General features: G+C 43.3%; 16 protein-coding genes and 3 tRNA genes. 5 read left to right on the top strand and 14 right to left on the bottom strand.

Annotated features, from left to right (window positions below; genetic code table 11):
• Positions 1–59: 59 nt before the first annotated feature.
• A complete protein-coding gene (locus B3J29_RS10455; RefSeq protein WP_179992855.1) occupies positions 60–638 on the bottom strand; it encodes a hypothetical protein in 579 nt (192 codons plus the stop codon).
• A gap of 15 nt (positions 639–653) precedes the next feature.
• Complete coding sequence (locus B3J29_RS10450) at positions 654–1,430, bottom strand: class I SAM-dependent methyltransferase (RefSeq protein WP_286965375.1); 777 nt, start codon at positions 1,428–1,430, stop codon at positions 654–656.
• A 113-nt stretch (positions 1,431–1,543) separates the two neighbouring features.
• Here B3J29_RS10450 and B3J29_RS10445 point away from each other — a divergent pair, with 113 nt between their 5' ends.
• Together B3J29_RS10445 and B3J29_RS10440 are read left to right on the top strand one after the other, a co-directional pair.
• Positions 1,544–2,815, top strand: a complete 1,272-nt coding sequence (locus tag B3J29_RS10445) for a hypothetical protein (protein WP_262477711.1) — start codon at positions 1,544–1,546, stop codon at positions 2,813–2,815.
• Between the two features lie 409 nt (positions 2,816–3,224).
• Positions 3,225–4,178 (top strand): 2-hydroxyacid dehydrogenase, encoded by a 954-nt coding sequence (locus B3J29_RS10440; RefSeq protein ID WP_286965370.1) that lies wholly within the window; start codon positions 3,225–3,227, stop codon positions 4,176–4,178.
• Positions 4,179–4,395: 217 nt separating this feature from the next.
• Here B3J29_RS10440 and B3J29_RS10435 read toward each other — a convergent pair whose 3' ends face one another.
• The 6 genes from B3J29_RS10435 to glyQ all read right to left on the bottom strand — a co-directional run bounded on the left by B3J29_RS10435 (position 4,396) and on the right by glyQ (position 10,094).
• Positions 4,396–4,734 (bottom strand): hypothetical protein, encoded by a 339-nt coding sequence (locus tag B3J29_RS10435; protein ID WP_262477973.1) that lies wholly within the window; start codon positions 4,732–4,734, stop codon positions 4,396–4,398.
• A 108-nt stretch (positions 4,735–4,842) separates the two neighbouring features.
• Entirely contained in the window at positions 4,843–5,322 is a 480-nt protein-coding gene (locus B3J29_RS10430; protein ID WP_262477972.1) for a hypothetical protein, read from the bottom strand.
• Positions 5,323–5,554: 232 nt separating this feature from the next.
• Positions 5,555–5,944 (bottom strand): hypothetical protein, encoded by a 390-nt coding sequence (locus B3J29_RS10425; RefSeq protein WP_125278836.1) that lies wholly within the window; start codon positions 5,942–5,944, stop codon positions 5,555–5,557.
• Between the two features lie 72 nt (positions 5,945–6,016).
• Positions 6,017–6,970: a COG2958 family protein gene (locus B3J29_RS10420; RefSeq protein ID WP_375725679.1), complete on the bottom strand. Its 954-nt coding sequence runs from the start codon at positions 6,968–6,970 to the stop codon at positions 6,017–6,019.
• 65 nt (positions 6,971–7,035) lie between these two features.
• Positions 7,036–9,105, bottom strand: a complete 2,070-nt coding sequence (glyS, locus tag B3J29_RS10415; protein WP_286965363.1) for a glycine--tRNA ligase subunit beta — start codon at positions 9,103–9,105, stop codon at positions 7,036–7,038.
• Positions 9,105–10,094, bottom strand: a complete 990-nt coding sequence (gene glyQ, locus B3J29_RS10410) for a glycine--tRNA ligase subunit alpha (protein WP_262477968.1) — start codon at positions 10,092–10,094, stop codon at positions 9,105–9,107. Before glyQ ends, glyS begins: the two co-directional genes overlap by 1 nt.
• Positions 10,095–10,408: 314 nt before the next feature.
• Between glyQ and B3J29_RS10405 the strand changes: the two genes are divergently transcribed.
• Together B3J29_RS10405 and B3J29_RS10400 are read left to right on the top strand one after the other, a co-directional pair.
• A complete protein-coding gene (locus B3J29_RS10405) occupies positions 10,409–11,236 on the top strand; it encodes a transglutaminase-like domain-containing protein (protein ID WP_262477967.1) in 828 nt (275 codons plus the stop codon).
• A 198-nt stretch (positions 11,237–11,434) separates the two neighbouring features.
• Positions 11,435–12,544: an HPP family protein gene (locus B3J29_RS10400; RefSeq protein ID WP_262477966.1), complete on the top strand. Its 1,110-nt coding sequence runs from the start codon at positions 11,435–11,437 to the stop codon at positions 12,542–12,544.
• Positions 12,545–12,618: 74 nt separating this feature from the next.
• On the opposite strand, the gene B3J29_RS10395 is transcribed toward B3J29_RS10400, so the two are convergent.
• From B3J29_RS10395 to B3J29_RS10385, 3 genes are all read right to left on the bottom strand, one after another.
• A complete protein-coding gene (locus B3J29_RS10395; RefSeq protein WP_286965356.1) occupies positions 12,619–14,028 on the bottom strand; it encodes an SLC13 family permease in 1,410 nt (469 codons plus the stop codon).
• A gap of 84 nt (positions 14,029–14,112) precedes the next feature.
• Positions 14,113–14,895, bottom strand: a complete 783-nt coding sequence (locus B3J29_RS10390; RefSeq protein ID WP_104426652.1) for a sulfite exporter TauE/SafE family protein — start codon at positions 14,893–14,895, stop codon at positions 14,113–14,115.
• A gap of 180 nt (positions 14,896–15,075) precedes the next feature.
• The gene (locus B3J29_RS10385) at positions 15,076–15,348 is read right to left on the bottom strand and encodes a PspC domain-containing protein (RefSeq protein WP_262478024.1); all 273 of its coding nucleotides are present in this window, start codon (positions 15,346–15,348) and stop codon (positions 15,076–15,078) included.
• Positions 15,349–15,599: 251 nt separating this feature from the next.
• Here B3J29_RS10385 and B3J29_RS10380 point away from each other — a divergent pair, with 251 nt between their 5' ends.
• Positions 15,600–16,286: a hypothetical protein gene (locus tag B3J29_RS10380; RefSeq protein WP_286965349.1), complete on the top strand. Its 687-nt coding sequence runs from the start codon at positions 15,600–15,602 to the stop codon at positions 16,284–16,286.
• Positions 16,287–16,441: 155 nt separating this feature from the next.
• Here the strand turns inward: B3J29_RS10380 and B3J29_RS10375 are convergent.
• The 3 genes from B3J29_RS10375 to B3J29_RS10365 all read right to left on the bottom strand — a co-directional run bounded on the left by B3J29_RS10375 (position 16,442) and on the right by B3J29_RS10365 (position 16,747).
• Positions 16,442–16,517 (bottom strand) — tRNA-Lys (locus B3J29_RS10375).
• Between the two features lie 57 nt (positions 16,518–16,574).
• Positions 16,575–16,650, bottom strand: a tRNA-Lys gene (locus B3J29_RS10370).
• Positions 16,651–16,671: 21 nt separating this feature from the next.
• Positions 16,672–16,747, bottom strand: a tRNA-Lys gene (locus B3J29_RS10365).
• Between the last annotated feature and the right edge of the window lie 46 nt (positions 16,748–16,793).

The following is a 16,793-nucleotide window of genomic DNA, read 5'->3' as shown; positions in this document are numbered from 1 at the left end:
TTAAATCTTAGTGCTGCTTATAAAATTTCAGGAAGTGTCTGCTTCCTGAACTGTATTATTTATTGTGCTGGGGCTTTATTTGCAGTGGTCATCTCTGGATATTGTGAACGCCAACGTTCCAGTTGCTCCTGGGCATGTAGATATTTGCCTAGACCTTTTACATTTTCACTGGCTTCATTCACAGTAGTGGCCTGAGATTTCGGACTATTCACCAGTTTTTCCTGATGTTCCCAGTATTGATACATCAAACCCTGAATATAACGGCCCTGTTCAGTTTTAAGCTCCAGATCTTTGAGCATATTTAGTGAAGACTGGACATGATCGCGTTGACGTTGCTGGACAAATTCCGGAGTCAGATTGTCATCATTGCGCATGCCATTGAGCTCAGCTTCCAGATCCGCGCTCATTTCCTGAAAACGTTCTTCATAGTCATTCAAGACAGCAATATCATGGGGATCATCTTCCGTTTTAGGGAAGTTTTTCACGGGTCCAGTTTTCAATTCCTGCATGATTTCCTCTGATGCAGAGTCTTCTGTTGCTTGCTGTTCTACAGATTGTGAACTTTTCTGGTCACAGGCCATCAAGAACATGGCAGCAGTGAAAAGTGCAGTTCGTGACATCAATTGAATCGTGTGCATGATTGAATCCTGTTCCTAATTATTTTTCTTGAATACATAAACATAGGTGATATAAGGGAAATTAATCATATCTTCTGCACCTTTGTCCGTATAGTTTTTGATAATTTGTTCGAATTGCTGCTTGAGCTGTTGTTGCTGTTCTTTTTGTAGTGCGGCAATAAAGCTGGTCGACAATAAGCGTTTGGAAACCACCTGTTCGACAGGGCCATGCTGTAGCTGGTGCATTTGCGTTTCAGCATAAGGCTGAAAGAGATTCTGTTCCTCAAATACTTTACGCCAGGCATCACTATGATAGCGTGGTGTATCGCCTTTCAGTGGTACAATATAATCTGCTAGGGCTTTGACCCAGTCGACTGTAATATCACGCTGGTTCCAGACCAGTACCAGAAAGCCTTGAGGTTTAAGTACCCGATCCAGCTCCTTTAAGGTTTCCAGATTGGCAAACCAGTGAAATGACTGTGCACAAAACACGGCATTCACGCTATGATCGGGCAGGGGAAGCTGGTGGCTCATCCCTTCAAGGGTATGAATATCCGGATGTGCCAGTTTTAACTGGGCCAGCATCTCAGGGACAGGATCAATGGCGGTGATGTGGCTGCTGAGCGGGCGTAAATAGGGAATAAATTTACCTGTTCCTGTTCCCAAATCGACAAGATCTGCATGTACAGGCAATGACAGTGTCTCGGCAAGCCACGGGCTTAGATCTGCCGGATAGTCAGGGCGTACCTGCTGATAAAGCTCAGCCGCTGCACTAAACCCCTGTTGAGCTGCAGGATGCAGTGATTGTGTCATATTTTGCGCTTTTTAATCTTTTTCATCGATATAAAATAGCATATTCACTTTTTCGGCCCTATTCATTGAGTGAATTGTTGCCGAAAAGTTAGATTCACCAGCACGGGAAAGTTATGGATAAGCAGATTGTTTTTGAAGATGAGCATATACGCGCAATTTTTATGCCGGGGGCATCTTCAGAATTGATTTTTTCATTTGGAGATTTGATTACCCGTGCCAAGGGCTTGAGCATCAATGCCGAAAAATCATTAGCGAAATTTGAATTTAATGTTTTGGGAATCATGCCTAAACATAAATCTTGGTTTCCCAAAAGTTCCATGTGGAACATGTTGCAAGCCTTTGCCGAGCTGATTTCGCCGTTTCAGCAGCGCATTGCCTATGGTGGCTCCATGGGCGGCTATGCTGCGATTAAATATTCCAATCTGCTGAATGTTCAGCGAGTGGTCGCGATGGTGCCGCAATATTCGATCGATCCGAAAGATGTCGAAGATGCCCGCTACAACATGTTTTACCAGCCTGAGCTGAATGAAGGCATGCGAATTGAGGCAGAAGATGTCAGTCCGGAACGGGAATATATTCTGGTGTATGATCCGTATTGCACCGAAGACCGGGCACATTACCTGAAACTGGAAGCCATACTTCCACAGCATCATGTACTGCATCTGCCATTTACCGGCCATGATGCCATCGCTGTTCTGGCCAGTTCCGAGCTACTGTATGACTTTTTATTGCATGAATATGATGAAAGTTATTTCTACCAGAAAATGCGCCGGGTCAAGAAAAACAGCAAGTTCTATTATCGCAAGGTGATTGAGAATATCCTGCCGAGGCATCGTTTTGCTTTAGGACGTATCCTGAAAAATAATGATCTGCTGCTGGATACCCAGTTTTTTGATGCAGCGCAAAAACAGGTGATTTTGCGTGAATTGCTGAGTAATAAACAGGTCGATCAGCAAGACCTGCTCAAGCTTGGTATTCACGTTAATTTGCCGCAGGAAAAGCGTCAGTTATTGCTGGATGCCTATGGACATGCGCTGGTCTTTAACGTCATCAGCAACAAGATCGAGAGCTATACCGGTGATGCGATTGCACTAAACCATAAATTCCTGATTCCGATTTATGCCAAAGGTAATGGCTTGCTGACCATCAATCTGAATGATGAGCGTTATCTGGTGGTGATGAATGACCGACATATCATGAAACTGGTCAAGGAACAGGATGAATTAAATGTAGGCATGCATCCGATTATCATGAAACGCTATGCTGATTTTTATATGTTCAGCTATAAGCATCTGAATTTGCATACAGATGAATACGGCGCTTCCGGTTTCGTTGACGCAAGTGACAAAAATACACAGTTTGTGACACGAAGTGAAATGAACTAACGAAAAATTTTTTCTAAAAAACAAATACTTGACTTATTTTTGCTAAGGCCTAATATGGTCTTAGGCGGTATGAAAAATAGTCACACCGCTCCTGGTTGTTTATATGACAAGGGAGTAAATATATGCAATCTATACGAGTTACGAGTATTTGTTTTATTCTTGGACTGATGCTGCCTAATTTTGCACACGCGGAAAGTGTGAATCCTGCAATGATCTTGCTCAGTTCTTCTCTTATTTTTCTAATCTTTCTCAGTGTATATGTGATTTATAAGGTGCGACGTTCTTTGCGTAACCATATTGATAAGTCTGTAGATTAACCACTTCTGACATTAAGTTGCTTGAAAACCCTGCAGGACTTGTTTTAAATGACAATCAAAATAAATTGTCAAACAAGGTTGAGGGTAGCGCCATGAAAGCCGCTTATTTAGATTATGCTTCTTTAGACCAACAGGATTTGGACTTTCAGGCACTTCATGCAGTATTTGATCAGCTGGTCTTATACCCGGCTACATCGGCTACAGAGATTCAGTCCCGTGTGGCCGATGTCGATGTCATCATTACCAACAAAGTCATGATTGACGCGGTAACCATCCAGCAATGTCCTCAACTGAAACTGATCCTGATCTCTGCCACAGGCACCAATAATGTCGATCTGGCTGCGGCCAAGGCACGTGGCATTGTGGTGTGTAACTGTCAGGCTTATGGTACCTCTGCTGTCGCTCAGCATACCCTTATGCTGATGCTCACTCTGGCTACTTCATTTTTAACCTATCAGCGTGCAATACAGCAGGGCGAATGGCAAAAGGCCAGCCAGTTCTGTCTATTGGGCGCACCTATTGTGGAACTGGCAGGTAAGACCTTAGGCATTGTCGGTTATGGCGAGCTAGGCCATGCAGTTGCCAGACTGGCAGAAGCCTTTGGCATGAAAGTACTGATTGCCGCTTTGCCTAACCGTCCGGCAGATGACTCACGTATTCCATTTACCGATTTATTGCCACAAGTGGATTTTTTAAGCCTGCATTGCCCTTTAACGGAAGATACCCGTCATTTAATCAGTCATGCCGAACTGGATACGATGAAACCAAGCGCATTTTTAATTAACTGTGCACGTGGCGGAATCGTCGATGAACAGGCGTTGGCTCAGGCCTTACGCGAAGGCAAAATTGCCGGTGCTGCGACGGATGTGCTTACCGTGGAGCCACCGAAAGAGGGCAATGTATTGCTCGACGCCTCAATTTCTAACCTGATTGTTACACCGCACAATGCTTGGGGCAGTGTCGATGCGCGTCAACGCATTGTGGATCAGATGGTGGAAAATGTAGCAGCCTTTAAGCAAGGTCAGCCCATCCGTCAGGTAAATTAAAAATTATTAAATAAAAACTAAATGCTGATCGAATTCGATCAGCATTTTTTTCGGTTTTCTGGCGTAATATATTTATCTAATAGTTTTAAAAATTCACTCTGAACCAGTGCAGACCGGGGGTTAAATATAATCTCCTGATAGACCCGCTTAAATTCGGGTACCCGTTCGTCGGGACGCTTGTCATAAGATGTTCGATAATGGGTTTCAAACATATAAATCAGATGATTCTGCGAGAAATAGGCAGTTCGATAGCTATAAATATCATCTCCCTGAGCCCCATTCTTAATTTACACATATCCTTGATCCGATACAGGTCAGCATTATTGGCAGAGGCGGGTCTAAATTCTGCTTCATCAAGGTTTTGAATATGCTGGATTTTTTCGCCTTCGGTTTTGTGATTATAAGAGGCGGCACTAGATAGGCTCGGGATTGAGGATAATTCATCATCAATCGCAGCAATTGAGGTCACGGTTTCACCTGAAACCAGTAAAGTGATGTACAGGATGGCTACGCCACACAGAATGCCGACGATAAAGCTGAAAAGAATTTTTCTCATTTTTATTATCTTCTCATGATTTTATTTGAGCTCAGTCTAAAGAAAGGCTCAACTATCTTCAATGCTTAAAAGAAAAAGCCCGTAATGGGCTTTTTTCAATGCGATGATTTAGAGATCATCTACTGCATAACTGGTCGCTGCATCGGAACTTGATTGGGGTTGTGATACCGATGAATTTTGAGTTGCGGTAGATGGCTGACTCAAAGGTTGCTGCACGATCGGCGCCTGTTGTGAATTGCCGCGCCAGACTTCCCGAGTTTGCTGAATTTTCTGACCCGTTTGCTGTGCTGCCTGAGTCGCACCCTCATCTACTTTCTGGATGGTATCTGATGCCACAGACTTGGTATTGCCCCAGGCACGGTCTACACCCGGTTTGATTTTGGCAATACCTTTTTCAGTGACTTCACCTACTTTTTCAGCGGTATTGATAACACCTTCCTGCGCTTTATAGGCAAACACATGCAGCAGGTTCGGATTCTCACCGTAAGGCGCAATCGGTTTGGTGATTTGAGTGGTTTCGGTCTGTGCAAACACAGGTGCGCAGAACATTAAAGCAGTCGTTAAAATAATTGGGGTTTTGATATTCATTATGGATCGACCTCGAATTCGTCAAAGAGCGGTCTGAGTTTGGTTTTCAGTGTAACGGATAATCAGCCAAAAACAATGAATAAGCTGTGAAGAGAGTATAGGTTCAGCGTAGTGTGATGCGAGGATTTTATAATTTTTAAGGGGAAGAAGAAGTAGGTCAAATCAGAAAAAAGATTAAATTTCTATTCATTCAAATAAATAGCCCCATTTTCAAAAAAACAGGGCGATCTATTTAGTCACATTGTGTCAGGGCATCTTTAGCAAAATGATTGCGCAGAGTCACAAAGTTCTTTTGTACCGCCGCATCATGCAGGTCAAATTTTTGTGCTGTGCTGGTTCCGTCGCGTTGGAAAGTCGCTGAGCCGGCATCAATCAGGGTCATACCTTTAAATGACCATTGTTCAACTGAACGGTTGTTGCCAATGTCGCCGGTAAATTCAATCACGCATTTGTCGAGGAATTTGGTCAGTTTCGCTTTATTGTTGGTTGTTTCTGGAATAACTTCGAGATTTTGTACTTCCTGTAATACACCCAGTTCCAGTTGTGGAATGGTGGGTTGAGATGTACATGCTGTAAGTGCGATACCCGCAAGAGTCGTCATAATGAGTGTTTGAAATTTCATGCGCTTCTTTCTTGTTGAGTGTTGTTGAGATGAGTATATGAAATATATAGGGATATGCCTATAGCAATAAAACTATCGATTCCAGTCTTGAGTTCGAATACGGCCAGTCTGGTAGTAAATCGATACTAGTTCTATAAAATTTTTGAAATCTGAGTTTTCATTTAGAATTCTATTAATTGATTGCCAGTCAACTTCTTGTCGACGTCGTGCAGGCAATAAAATTTCACTTTCAGTTGGATTCTCAGGAATTAAAATTATTACACCAATTCCATGAAGTGCAGAAAGCATCCGAAGTTCTTCTTCAACCTCACTTGTTGATATTGAGGTCGCGACTAAATATCCTTCATTAGCCCAACTTGAATTACTCACAGCTTGGAAAAAGCTACTACGGACATTTGAACTATTTAATTCTTTTTTGACTTCAAAAGACCACAGACGAACATTTTGTCCAGAACTATGTTTTACACAAGTTTTAACAAGGTCATTCCAACGATTATCTAATGCTTGCATGGCAACAATATCAGGGTGTAACCACTGATTACCATTCTGTCCACGAGTGTTTCTTGAACGTTTTTCATCAATTCTAAGACAATATAGATTAAGTTCCGAATTTAAAAACTCAGTAAGAATTGGATAAAGATCGTGCTCTGATAAGTGATCTAATTTAATTATTGGTAAGTGGACTTCAGTGTCAGTACTTTCAGAAATAACTAAATTATCAATATCTTGTTCTACTTCATAGGTTGAATTAGGGTCAAACCAAAATTGTCTTGGTCGAGGTTGATCACGTATATGAATATGTGGTGAAACTTTTAGAATATTGGTTTTTGCGCCACTACTAATTTCACGAACAATTTGTTGTACAAAATCTGCGTTTGATTCAAATCGATCATTTAATCTTTTAAATTCATAATCTTCAGGAAATAATTGGATAATTGCTTCTGCTATTTCTCTTGAAGTAAATTTTTGATTCGGATGTGATTTTAAAAACTCTGCAACTTTCTGTGTCTGTGATAATTTCATTATATTCAAAAAATAAAAACCCCACTAATTTATAGCGGGGTTTTATATGCTTTACAACTAATTAAGACTTAGTGTTGAAGCACTGAAATATCTGCAACTTTAGTGAACAGGTCACGAAGCTGAGCAAGCATACGTAAACGGTTTGCTTTCAGGTCAGCATCATCAGCCATCACCATGACACCGTCAAAGAACGCATCTACTGGCGCACGTAGGGCAGCCAATGCAGACAACGCAGCAGTGTAATCTTTAGAAGCAAACAGTGGCTCAACCTCTGGTGTGATTTTTTGCAGTTCAGCGAACAATGCTTTTTCAGCATCTTCCACCAGATTGGCTTCAACCACAGCACCTTCAGGTGCAGCTTCTTTGGCAAGAATGTTGGCAACACGTTTGTTCGCAGCAGCAAGTGCAGCAGCTTCAGGCAATGCACGGAAGTGATTTACCGCATTTACACGTTTGTCAAAATCAAGCGGAGATTTTGGAGACAAGGCTTGAACCGCTTGAATCACATCAACAGCAACGCCTTGGTCTTCGTATTTCGCACGGTAACGACCTTCAAGGAAGGCAACCGCATCTGCCAAAGTCTTGTCGTGGTCTTTCAATACATCGCCATAAGCAGCCAATGCCAGCTTGATCAGGTCTTCGATAGATACATCAAGTTCGTTTTCAGTCACCAGACGCAGGATACCAATCGCAGAACGACGTAGCGCAAATGGGTCTTTAGAACCTGTAGGTGCCTGACCGATACCGAAAATACCAGTTAAAGTATCTAGACGATCCGCAAGCGCAATCGTTGTACCAGTTTTGGTTTTAGGCAGAACGTCACCTGCGAATTTAGGTAAGTATTGCTCACCTAAAGATTCAGCCACTTCATCATTTTCGCCTTCAAGACGTGCGTAGTAAGTACCCGCGATGCCTTGAAGTTCTGGGAATTCACCCACCAGCTCAGAAGTTAAGTCACATTTAGCGAGAAGAGCCGCTTTTTCAGCATCTTCAGCTTTGGCACCCGTAATCGGAGCAAGTGCGACAGCCAGTTTGGCAATACGTTCAGACTTATTCCACAAAGTACCCAGTTGTGCCTGAAATACCATGTTTGCCAGTTTTTCTTTACGAGAAGCCAGTGGCTGTTTCTGATCTTGCAGGAAGAAGAACTCGGCATCTGACAGACGCGGACGAACCACTTTCTCGTTACCTTCAATAATTTGAGTCGGATCTTTAGACTCAATATTTGAAACGGTAATGAAGTAAGGCTGTAATTTGTTTTCGGCATTTACCAGACAGAAATACTTCTGGTTGTCCTGCATAGTGGTGATTAACGCTTCTTGAGGAACGGCAAGGAAGCGTTCTTCGAAGCTGGCACGTAATGCAACCGGCCATTCAACCAGAGCAGTGACCTCGTCGCGAAGATCAGCAGGGACAATCGCAATCGCATTCACTTCATCAGCCAGCGCTTTGACTTGCTGATCAATGATCGCTTGACGCTCCTCAAAAGATGCAATCACTTTCGCAGCGCGAAGAGCATCCAGATACGCATCTGCATTGGCCAGGATAATCGCTTCAGGCGCATGGAAACGATGTCCATAAGTGACATTGCCTGCTTTGTGATCCTGAATGGTTGCATCAATCACATTGCTGTCTTTTAACAACACAACCCATTTCACCGGACGAACAAATTCGGTACGGCTAGCAGCAGAACGCATGCGTTTTGCGATTGGCAATTGATCCAGAGCATGTTGCAGGATTTGTGGCAGTAAAACGTCCAGACTTTGGCCTTTGACATCTTTCAGGTAGCAGACTTTTTCAACTTTACCGGCCTGGAAAGTAGACACCTGATCAACCGTAATGCCTTGACCGCGCATAAAGCCTTCAAGCGCTTTAGTCGGTTTACCTTCAGCATCATAAGCAGCTTGAACAGCAGGGCCGTCAAAACGTTTTTGCGTATCTGCTTGAGCAGCATCAACGTTGATGATTTTTAGTGCCAGACGACGCGGTGCTGCATAAGCTTCGATTGCATCGAAAGCCAGACCGGCATCTTTTAAGCCTTTCTCAGTTTCAGCTTTTAATGCATCACGTAATTTTTTCAGGCTTTTTGGTGGAAGTTCTTCACAGCCAAGTTCAAATAAAACTGTATGTTTAGACATTATTTGTTCTCCGCTGATTTTTCTGCTTGAGCCGCTTCTGCTTCTACTTGAGCTTTAAGCTGAGCCAGGACTTCGTCACGTAGGTGAGGTTCTGCCATTGGGAAACCAAGTTTCGCACGTGCTGCCACATAACTGGTTGCGATTGAACGTGCCAAAGTACGTACACGCAGGATATAACGCTGACGTTCAGTCACAGAGATCGCACCACGCGCATCCAGCAGGTTAAAACTGTGTGATGCTTTAATCACTTGCTCATAAGCAGGTAATGGCAGTTCAGCTTCGATTAAACGAGACGCTTCTGACTCATAAAAATCGAACAATTCAAATAGTTTGTCGACAGGTGCATATTCAAAGTTATAAGTCGATTGCTCAACTTCATTTTGATGGAACACATCGCCATAAGTCACAGTACCGAACTGACCTTTGGTCCAAACCAGATCGTAAACTGAGTCTACACCTTGCAGGTACATTGCCAGACGTTCCAGACCATAAGTGATTTCACCAGTAACTGGATAACATTCAACACCACCGACTTGCTGGAAGTAAGTGAACTGAGTCACTTCCATGCCGTTCAGCCAAACTTCCCAGCCTAGACCCCACGCGCCCAGTGTTGGAGATTCCCAGTTATCTTCCACGAAACGGATGTCGTGAACTAAAGGATCAATACCGATTGCCTTTAAGGAATCCAGGTACAACTGCTGGATATTGTCCGGGTTTGGCTTAAGCACAACCTGGAACTGGTAGTAGTGTTGCAGACGGTTCGGGTTCTCACCATAACGGCCATCTTTCGGACGGCGTGATGGCTGAACATAAGCGGCATTCCAGGTTTCAGGACCTAGTGCACGAAGGAATGTTGCAGTGTGGAATGTCCCTGCACCCATTTCCATGTCGTAAGGCTGTAACACGACGCAGCCTTGCTCCGCCCAATAGTTTTGTAAGGCAAGAATTAAGCCTTGGAAGGTATCAATATGCGATATGGCGCGACTCATGGTCATCCACTTAAAATTAGAGAAAAATTGTGCTTGATTATAAGGATTTTACAGGGGAGTGGCAAAGGGTTAATACGCTGAAAATATTTTGGAAAAAATTAAAATGGTCTTCATTCATGCCAGATTTTGCGCGGCTTTGCTGCAATTTTATGCTGGAATAGCAATGGGGTGAGATCTAAAAATCAGGAATAAATCAGATGTATAGCATCCTGTTCACTGAAGCGCGATAAAGTTAAACTGATCTCATACGATTGCGGTCTTAGAATTAGTTTAATCTTCACACAATATAATAATGCCTAATAATAAGGAACTTCATGACCACTTACCAAATTCAGTGCCATTTAAAATACAAGATTGTGCAACCTACCGAATTTATTTTTATAGTTCAGGTCGCCCATCATCCCGATCAGAATATTCTCGAAGAACAGCTCACCATGAATATGCCGGTCAAGTGGCATGAATTTCGGGATGCTCAGCATCAAAACCGTCATATCCGGTTGCAACTCGAACCTTGTGAGGCATTTGAACTGAATTATAGCGCGACAGTTACCCGTCAGCCGAGCATTCCGGTTGATCTGAGGCAAAACCTGAATGAAGTCAAAATTCCAGACCTACCGGATGAAGTGCTACCTTATTTGTTAGCCAGCCGCTACTGCAATTCAGATTTATTACTAGAAATGGCGAAACGCTCATTTGGCTGGATGACACCCGGCTATACGCGTGTAAAAGCCATTGAACAGTGGATTTATAACAATATTTTTTATGTCTCTGGCTGCTCTGACCAGTTTACGACTGCAACAGATGTACTGGTCCACCGGGCAGGGGTATGCCGTGACTTTGCCCATTTAGGTATTGCACTATGCCGTGCTTTAGGAATTCCAGCACGCATGGTGGTCGGTTATGTGGAAATTGAAAAATTTTTACCCGATTTTCATGCCATTTTTGAAGCCTATCTGGAAGGAGGATGGGTGCAGTTTGATCCGACCCGTTTGGCTCCGGTTGACGAGCTGATTCGCATTGGCACCGGGGTAGATGCCGGAGATGTGGCCTTCTCAACCTATTATGGTCAGGTCGAACTGCTCAAAATCGAACCTCTGATTAAACCTGATTCTCATAGCGAAGCTAAGGCTAAAATCACCTGACATGAATTATCTCATTGAAAATTCTATGAGGGATTGAACCGTAAAAGAGGACTAGATGGATGGCTGTCGCCTGGAGAGAGATTTAGATTTTTAAACAGCATCCATTTAAGTGTAATTAAAAGATATAAAATGAATACATCTTTAAAGCGACTAGTTTTATAATGCGCAAAATCTGTAACCATTAAAATCAGGCGCGCCGTGTTCCATTCCAATCTCGACTGGCTCAATACCTTAAAACCGAATTTTAAAGTTCTTCCACTCAAAGACCGTTTACTCTGCGGTATTGGGGCATTACTGGGTCTCACGGTATCGTCATTACTGAGTTTATGGATTCTGGGGGATTTTGAAGCCTGGTATATCGCGCCGATGGGGGCGTCATCTGTGCTGCTGTTTGCGGTTCCGGCCAGTCCCTTGGCACAGCCCTGGAATATTCTGGTAGGTAATACTATTGCTGCTGTAGTGGGTGTGACCTGTGCCTTGTTTATTGCCAGTCCGACCGAAGCTTTTAGTCTGGCAGTGGCATTAGCAATCATTTTAATGATGACCACAGATTCCCTGCATCCACCGAGTGGTGCTGTGGCTATTACAGCGGTACTCGGCGGCAATGCGGTGCATGAACTCGGCTATGCTTTTGTTTTCTATCCGGTGCTGCTGAATTCGATTTTATTGATGGTGATTGCTATCGTCTTTAACCGAATGATTGGCAAGCATTATCCGCAGCAGGCGCAATTAAATACCCGTTCCAAAGATCCGACCCCGACCCAGAAAGTCACCATTCAGCCACAGGATATTCAGGAAGTACTGGATCAGCAAACCGAGCTGCTGGACATTAGTGAATATGACCTGCAAAAGATTATTCTGGAAGCGCAGGACCGAGCCAATGCTCGTGCGGTCAACCAGTTTACCTGTCAGGACATTATGACCAAAGACGTGGTGACCCTGCATGCCAATGATGATATTCAGCATGCACTGGACAAGTTTAAGCAAATGAACCTGATGAGCCTGCCAGTGGTTAATGCGGAAGACAAGCTGGTGGGAACGCTGGCCATGTATCAGGTGGTAGAATGGTTTAAACGTGCTGCAGATGTGCGCAGCAGCTGGGAACATCAGGTCAAACATATTATGACCCGCAAGGTAGTCACTGTGCAGCCATTACAGCCGATTCAGGATCTGGTGCCCTATTTTGTGGAGCGTTCCTTTAACTATATTCCGGTGGTGAGTGAACAGCGTCTGGTCGGAATTATTAGCCGCGCAGATATCATCGCTGCCCTGAATCAGGAACTGAACCATTTTAAAATGAGAGCTTAAGAACTCTTATATAAATAATTCTGAAAAAAGCACCCTTGGGTGCTTTTTTATTTGGAATCTGGATTTATCTCAACTTAGATAAAGAACCAGTAAATAAACAGGGAAACCAAGAAAATACACATGATATTCAGGACAAAGCCGACTTTCATCATTTCACTTTGCTGAATATGACCAGTCCCAAATACAATGGCATTCGGTGGTGTCGCCACAGGTAGCATAAAGGCACAAGAAGCACCGATCCCGATCACAATCACCAGAATCTCTTTAGGCATACCCATCTGGTCGGCAATGGCGGCAAAGACCGGAACCAGTAAGGCAGCCGAGGCAGTATTACTGGTAAATTCAGTCAGGAAGATGATGAAGGTTGCCACCACAAAGATAATCACGAGAGGAGAGGAGTCACCGAAAGCATTCGCCAGCGTCTGACCCAAAACCAGAGAACTGCCTGAATCTTTTAAGACAGCACTTAAGGTCAAACCGCCACCAAACAGATAGAGCACGCCCCAATCGGTATTTTCAGCGACCTGCTTCCATGTAGCTGTACCTAGAATCACCACCAGACATGCTGCCAGAATTGCGATCCAGGTATCGGGCTGTGAAATACCAAAATTTTCAGTCAATTTTTTACTGAAAATCCAGGCCATTGCCGTACAGAGGAACAAAACCATAGTCGCAATACGGGTCGTAGTCCAGGGGATATTCTCAGTGACAAAATTCACCTTATGATTCAGTTTTGGACGCAATACCAGATACAGACTGATCAACATTGCCGGCAGAATAATGAGCATCATCGGCAAGCCAACTTTCATCCAGTCAGCAAAGTCATATCCGAGGGCTTTGGCTGCAATCGCATTCGGTGGAGAACCGACGATGGTGCCCAAGCCACCAATACTGGCTGAGTAGGCAATCCCGAGCAGAATAAATACAAAGGTTTTACGTTCTTTTTCAACATCCAGATGCGAAAGTAAACCCAGCGCTAGGGGCAACATCATGGCTGCGGTGGCGGTATTGGAAATCCACATCGACAGAGCAGCAGTTACTAAAAATATGGCCAGTACCGAAGCACCGAGATGTCCACCGGAGAGCGAGATAATCCATGTGGCAATTTTCTTGTCCAGTTTCTGGATATGCAGCGCCGTAGCCAAAGCAAAACCACCAAAAAACAGGAAAATCACGGGATCGGCAAAGGTAGCGAGTGCTGCCTGCATGCTAATCGGTACCAGTTCCTCACCATCTGCCATCGGCATACTTAATACAACAGCCAGCACCGGTATGAGTAGGGCTGTAATCGTAATATGCAGGGCTTCGGTCAGCCATAAAATGGCGATAAAGGTCAGTAGGGCCAATCCCTTATTGGCATTTTCGTCATAAGGTAAAATATGATACAAGCCATAAGAGACCACTGCAGCGATCACAATTAAAATCCAGCCCTTTCGAATTCCTTTTGGCATGGCATCAGTCGGGGTGCGTAAAGGGTCGTTCATACAACCTCCTTGCTCAACTTTTTTATTTAAAAGCGTTTTTGAAATTCTTATAAAAGTAAATATGTGGTTTGATTAAAAAAGATATTATTTAAACAGTATAGTAGAGTGTTGTAATAATCCCACACTTTGCCAAAGTGCGTAAATCCCCAGTCCAAATAGAAAAAACAGCACCAGATATTTGAAATGTTGCTGGGAAAGTCGATGCCGTATTTTTCCCCCTAACCACACACCGATGAGAGCAAATAACGTGATTCCAAGCAGGATATGTTGCTGATGGGTTTGCAAAGAAATGAGAATCGGGAAGAGTAAGGTCAACTGCACCAGTTTGCTGGCAATAAAGTTAAGATTACTGATAATCACAATATCGGTTTTGGAGAGCTGACAGCTAAGCAGATACATCATCAGGAAGGGTGCCATGGCATTGGTTGCACCTCCAATCATGCCGGCCAGTAAACCGAATCCCAGCATACTAAGCTGACTGCTACTGACCCGAAGCGGAGTAGAGCGTAACTGATCCAGTATATAGAAAATAATCACCAGACCCAGTAATAATTTAAGATAGCCTTCATTGATCCAGATGAGTAATTTGACCCCCAGCACACTACCGACCAAGCTGCTGAGCATGAGTGGCCAATAGCGTGAGACATAATAGCGAATGCTCTGCAACAGGCTATGTTTTGGATCGCTATTGAGCATCCAAAGGTTCAGTAACAGGCAGGGGAGAATCACCAAGGTGACTGCTGTACTTAAGGCATATTCACTGGATAAGGCAGCCGTACTTAGCATAGGAAAGCCAAAACCACTGACCCCATGCAGTAATGCTGCGATCGCACACAGCCAAAGTACAACCCATTCTGCCTGCGTCATCTGAAATCCATTTCAAGTAGAAAGTATCACCTTAGCCTGAATAGGCGAGCAGGGTAAAGCGTAAAAAAGTAATAAGGCCAAAACCTAAAAATCAGGCAAAAAAAACCACGATCTTTTGGGGGAAGGACCGTGGCATAAAAATTTCACCATATGAATATTTAGGTGAAAGAGGAAACGATTTTATCGGTAGTCTTTATCCGGATTCACGGTACGCACAGGACGTTCATAATCAGTTCTGCTCGCAGCATAATCAGGCATAGAATTCTTTTTTGGCATCACTAACCATAGAACCAGATAAACTAAGATACCCGGGAAAGCAGCACTCATGACCGAAATAATCACGAAGATCAAGCGTAATAAATTTGCGTTCCAACCAAAACGTTCAGCAATACCACCCATTACACCTGCAATCATGTTTGAGCGGTTAGAGCGATATAAACCAACATTGGCCATCCAAGTCTCCTGATAGAAAAAAATAAGATTGAGTCTAAAAAATGACTCATATTTATAAGAATGGAGTTTTATCTGAATTTTTAAAGTATCTATTGAAAATAAATTCGTTAAGTAATGTTACGGGAGATTAAATAATCCTTAAAAAATCACTAAGATCATAAAAATTCCATTGAATTCATTATTAAAACTTATAAGTTTTCAGTGAGTCGTCTGCCTATATAGATGTGCACCCCTTCAGGTATATTTTTAAAATGAAATCGAATGTATCGCATCATTTAAGTGGTTTATGCCGGCTTGGATTTGTGCTGGGAAGTGTTGCAGGACTGATTGCCTGTGATGATCATCAAAGCAAACCCTTACCTGATACTACGAAAACTTTGGCACAAGATGGCGTAGTCATCTCCGCCGCCAATGAAAGTTATGACACCCGTAATGCTAAATCGCTCACCCAGACTGCAACCTATAATGCATTGCCTGTAGAACCAAATGTCGATCCTAAACCTGTACCGGATTATGCCAAAAGCTATGTCGGGCGTTATCTTACCCAGATTGATTGTGACGGGCGGTTTGCGCCTTGTACGGAAGGGAAGTCGGTATTTATTTTGACTTTATTGCCAGATGGTACAGTGCATCGCAGTATCGTGCATTATGGCAAAGTCTTTGTGAATAATTCCAGACGGGTTCAGACCGAAAGCAATATGACCTATCGTAAGGACCGCTGGACGATTAATCCGGAACAAACTGAACTGATCGTGGACCGTAAAGAAGGAGCAAAGTTCTACTATATGATTAAAAGCCCAACGCATCTGGTCATGAATCTGGAAAAAATTTATGACGAAAAAGAACGGGCAAACCAGCAGTTATTTGATCAGGGTTATCCTGCGCCTTCTAAAGCTTATGAGTTGGTCAAAGATTCTGAATTTAAGATCACTGAATAAAAGCGATAAAGTCTCCAAAGAATTTAAAAACAGCATAAATGAAAATGACGATTTTAAAATTGTCAGGATGAATTGCGCTTAAATAAAAAGAATGAACTGAATAATATAGGAAATATTATAAGAATATTGAAAGAAGATAAATATAGAGGGGAGAATGGTGGGCCGTCCGCGACTCGAACGCGGGACCAATGGATTAAAAGTCCACTGCTCTACCAACTGAGCTAACGGCCCATTCGGGTAATCAAAGCTACTTTGATTGAATTTTCTAAAAAGAGATTTTAGAAATGATGGTGGGCCGTCCGCGACTCGAACGCGGGACCAATGGATTAAAAGTCCACTGCTCTACCAACTGAGCTAACGGCCCATCAGGGGATATCAAATTTAATGGTGGGCCGTCCGCGACTCGAACGCGGGACCAATGGATTAAAAGTCCACTGCTCTACCAACTGAGCTAACGGCCCTGAACCAACAATTAAGCAAGGCTTAATCGTGCAGTGCAAGAGAAAC

The sequence above is a fragment of the Acinetobacter sp. UBA5984 genome (assembly GCF_002429925.1).
GTDB lineage: Bacteria > Pseudomonadota > Gammaproteobacteria > Pseudomonadales > Moraxellaceae > Acinetobacter > Acinetobacter variabilis.
Note: the sequence above shows the minus strand (reverse complement) of the source record. Positions and strands in the feature narration are given on the sequence as shown.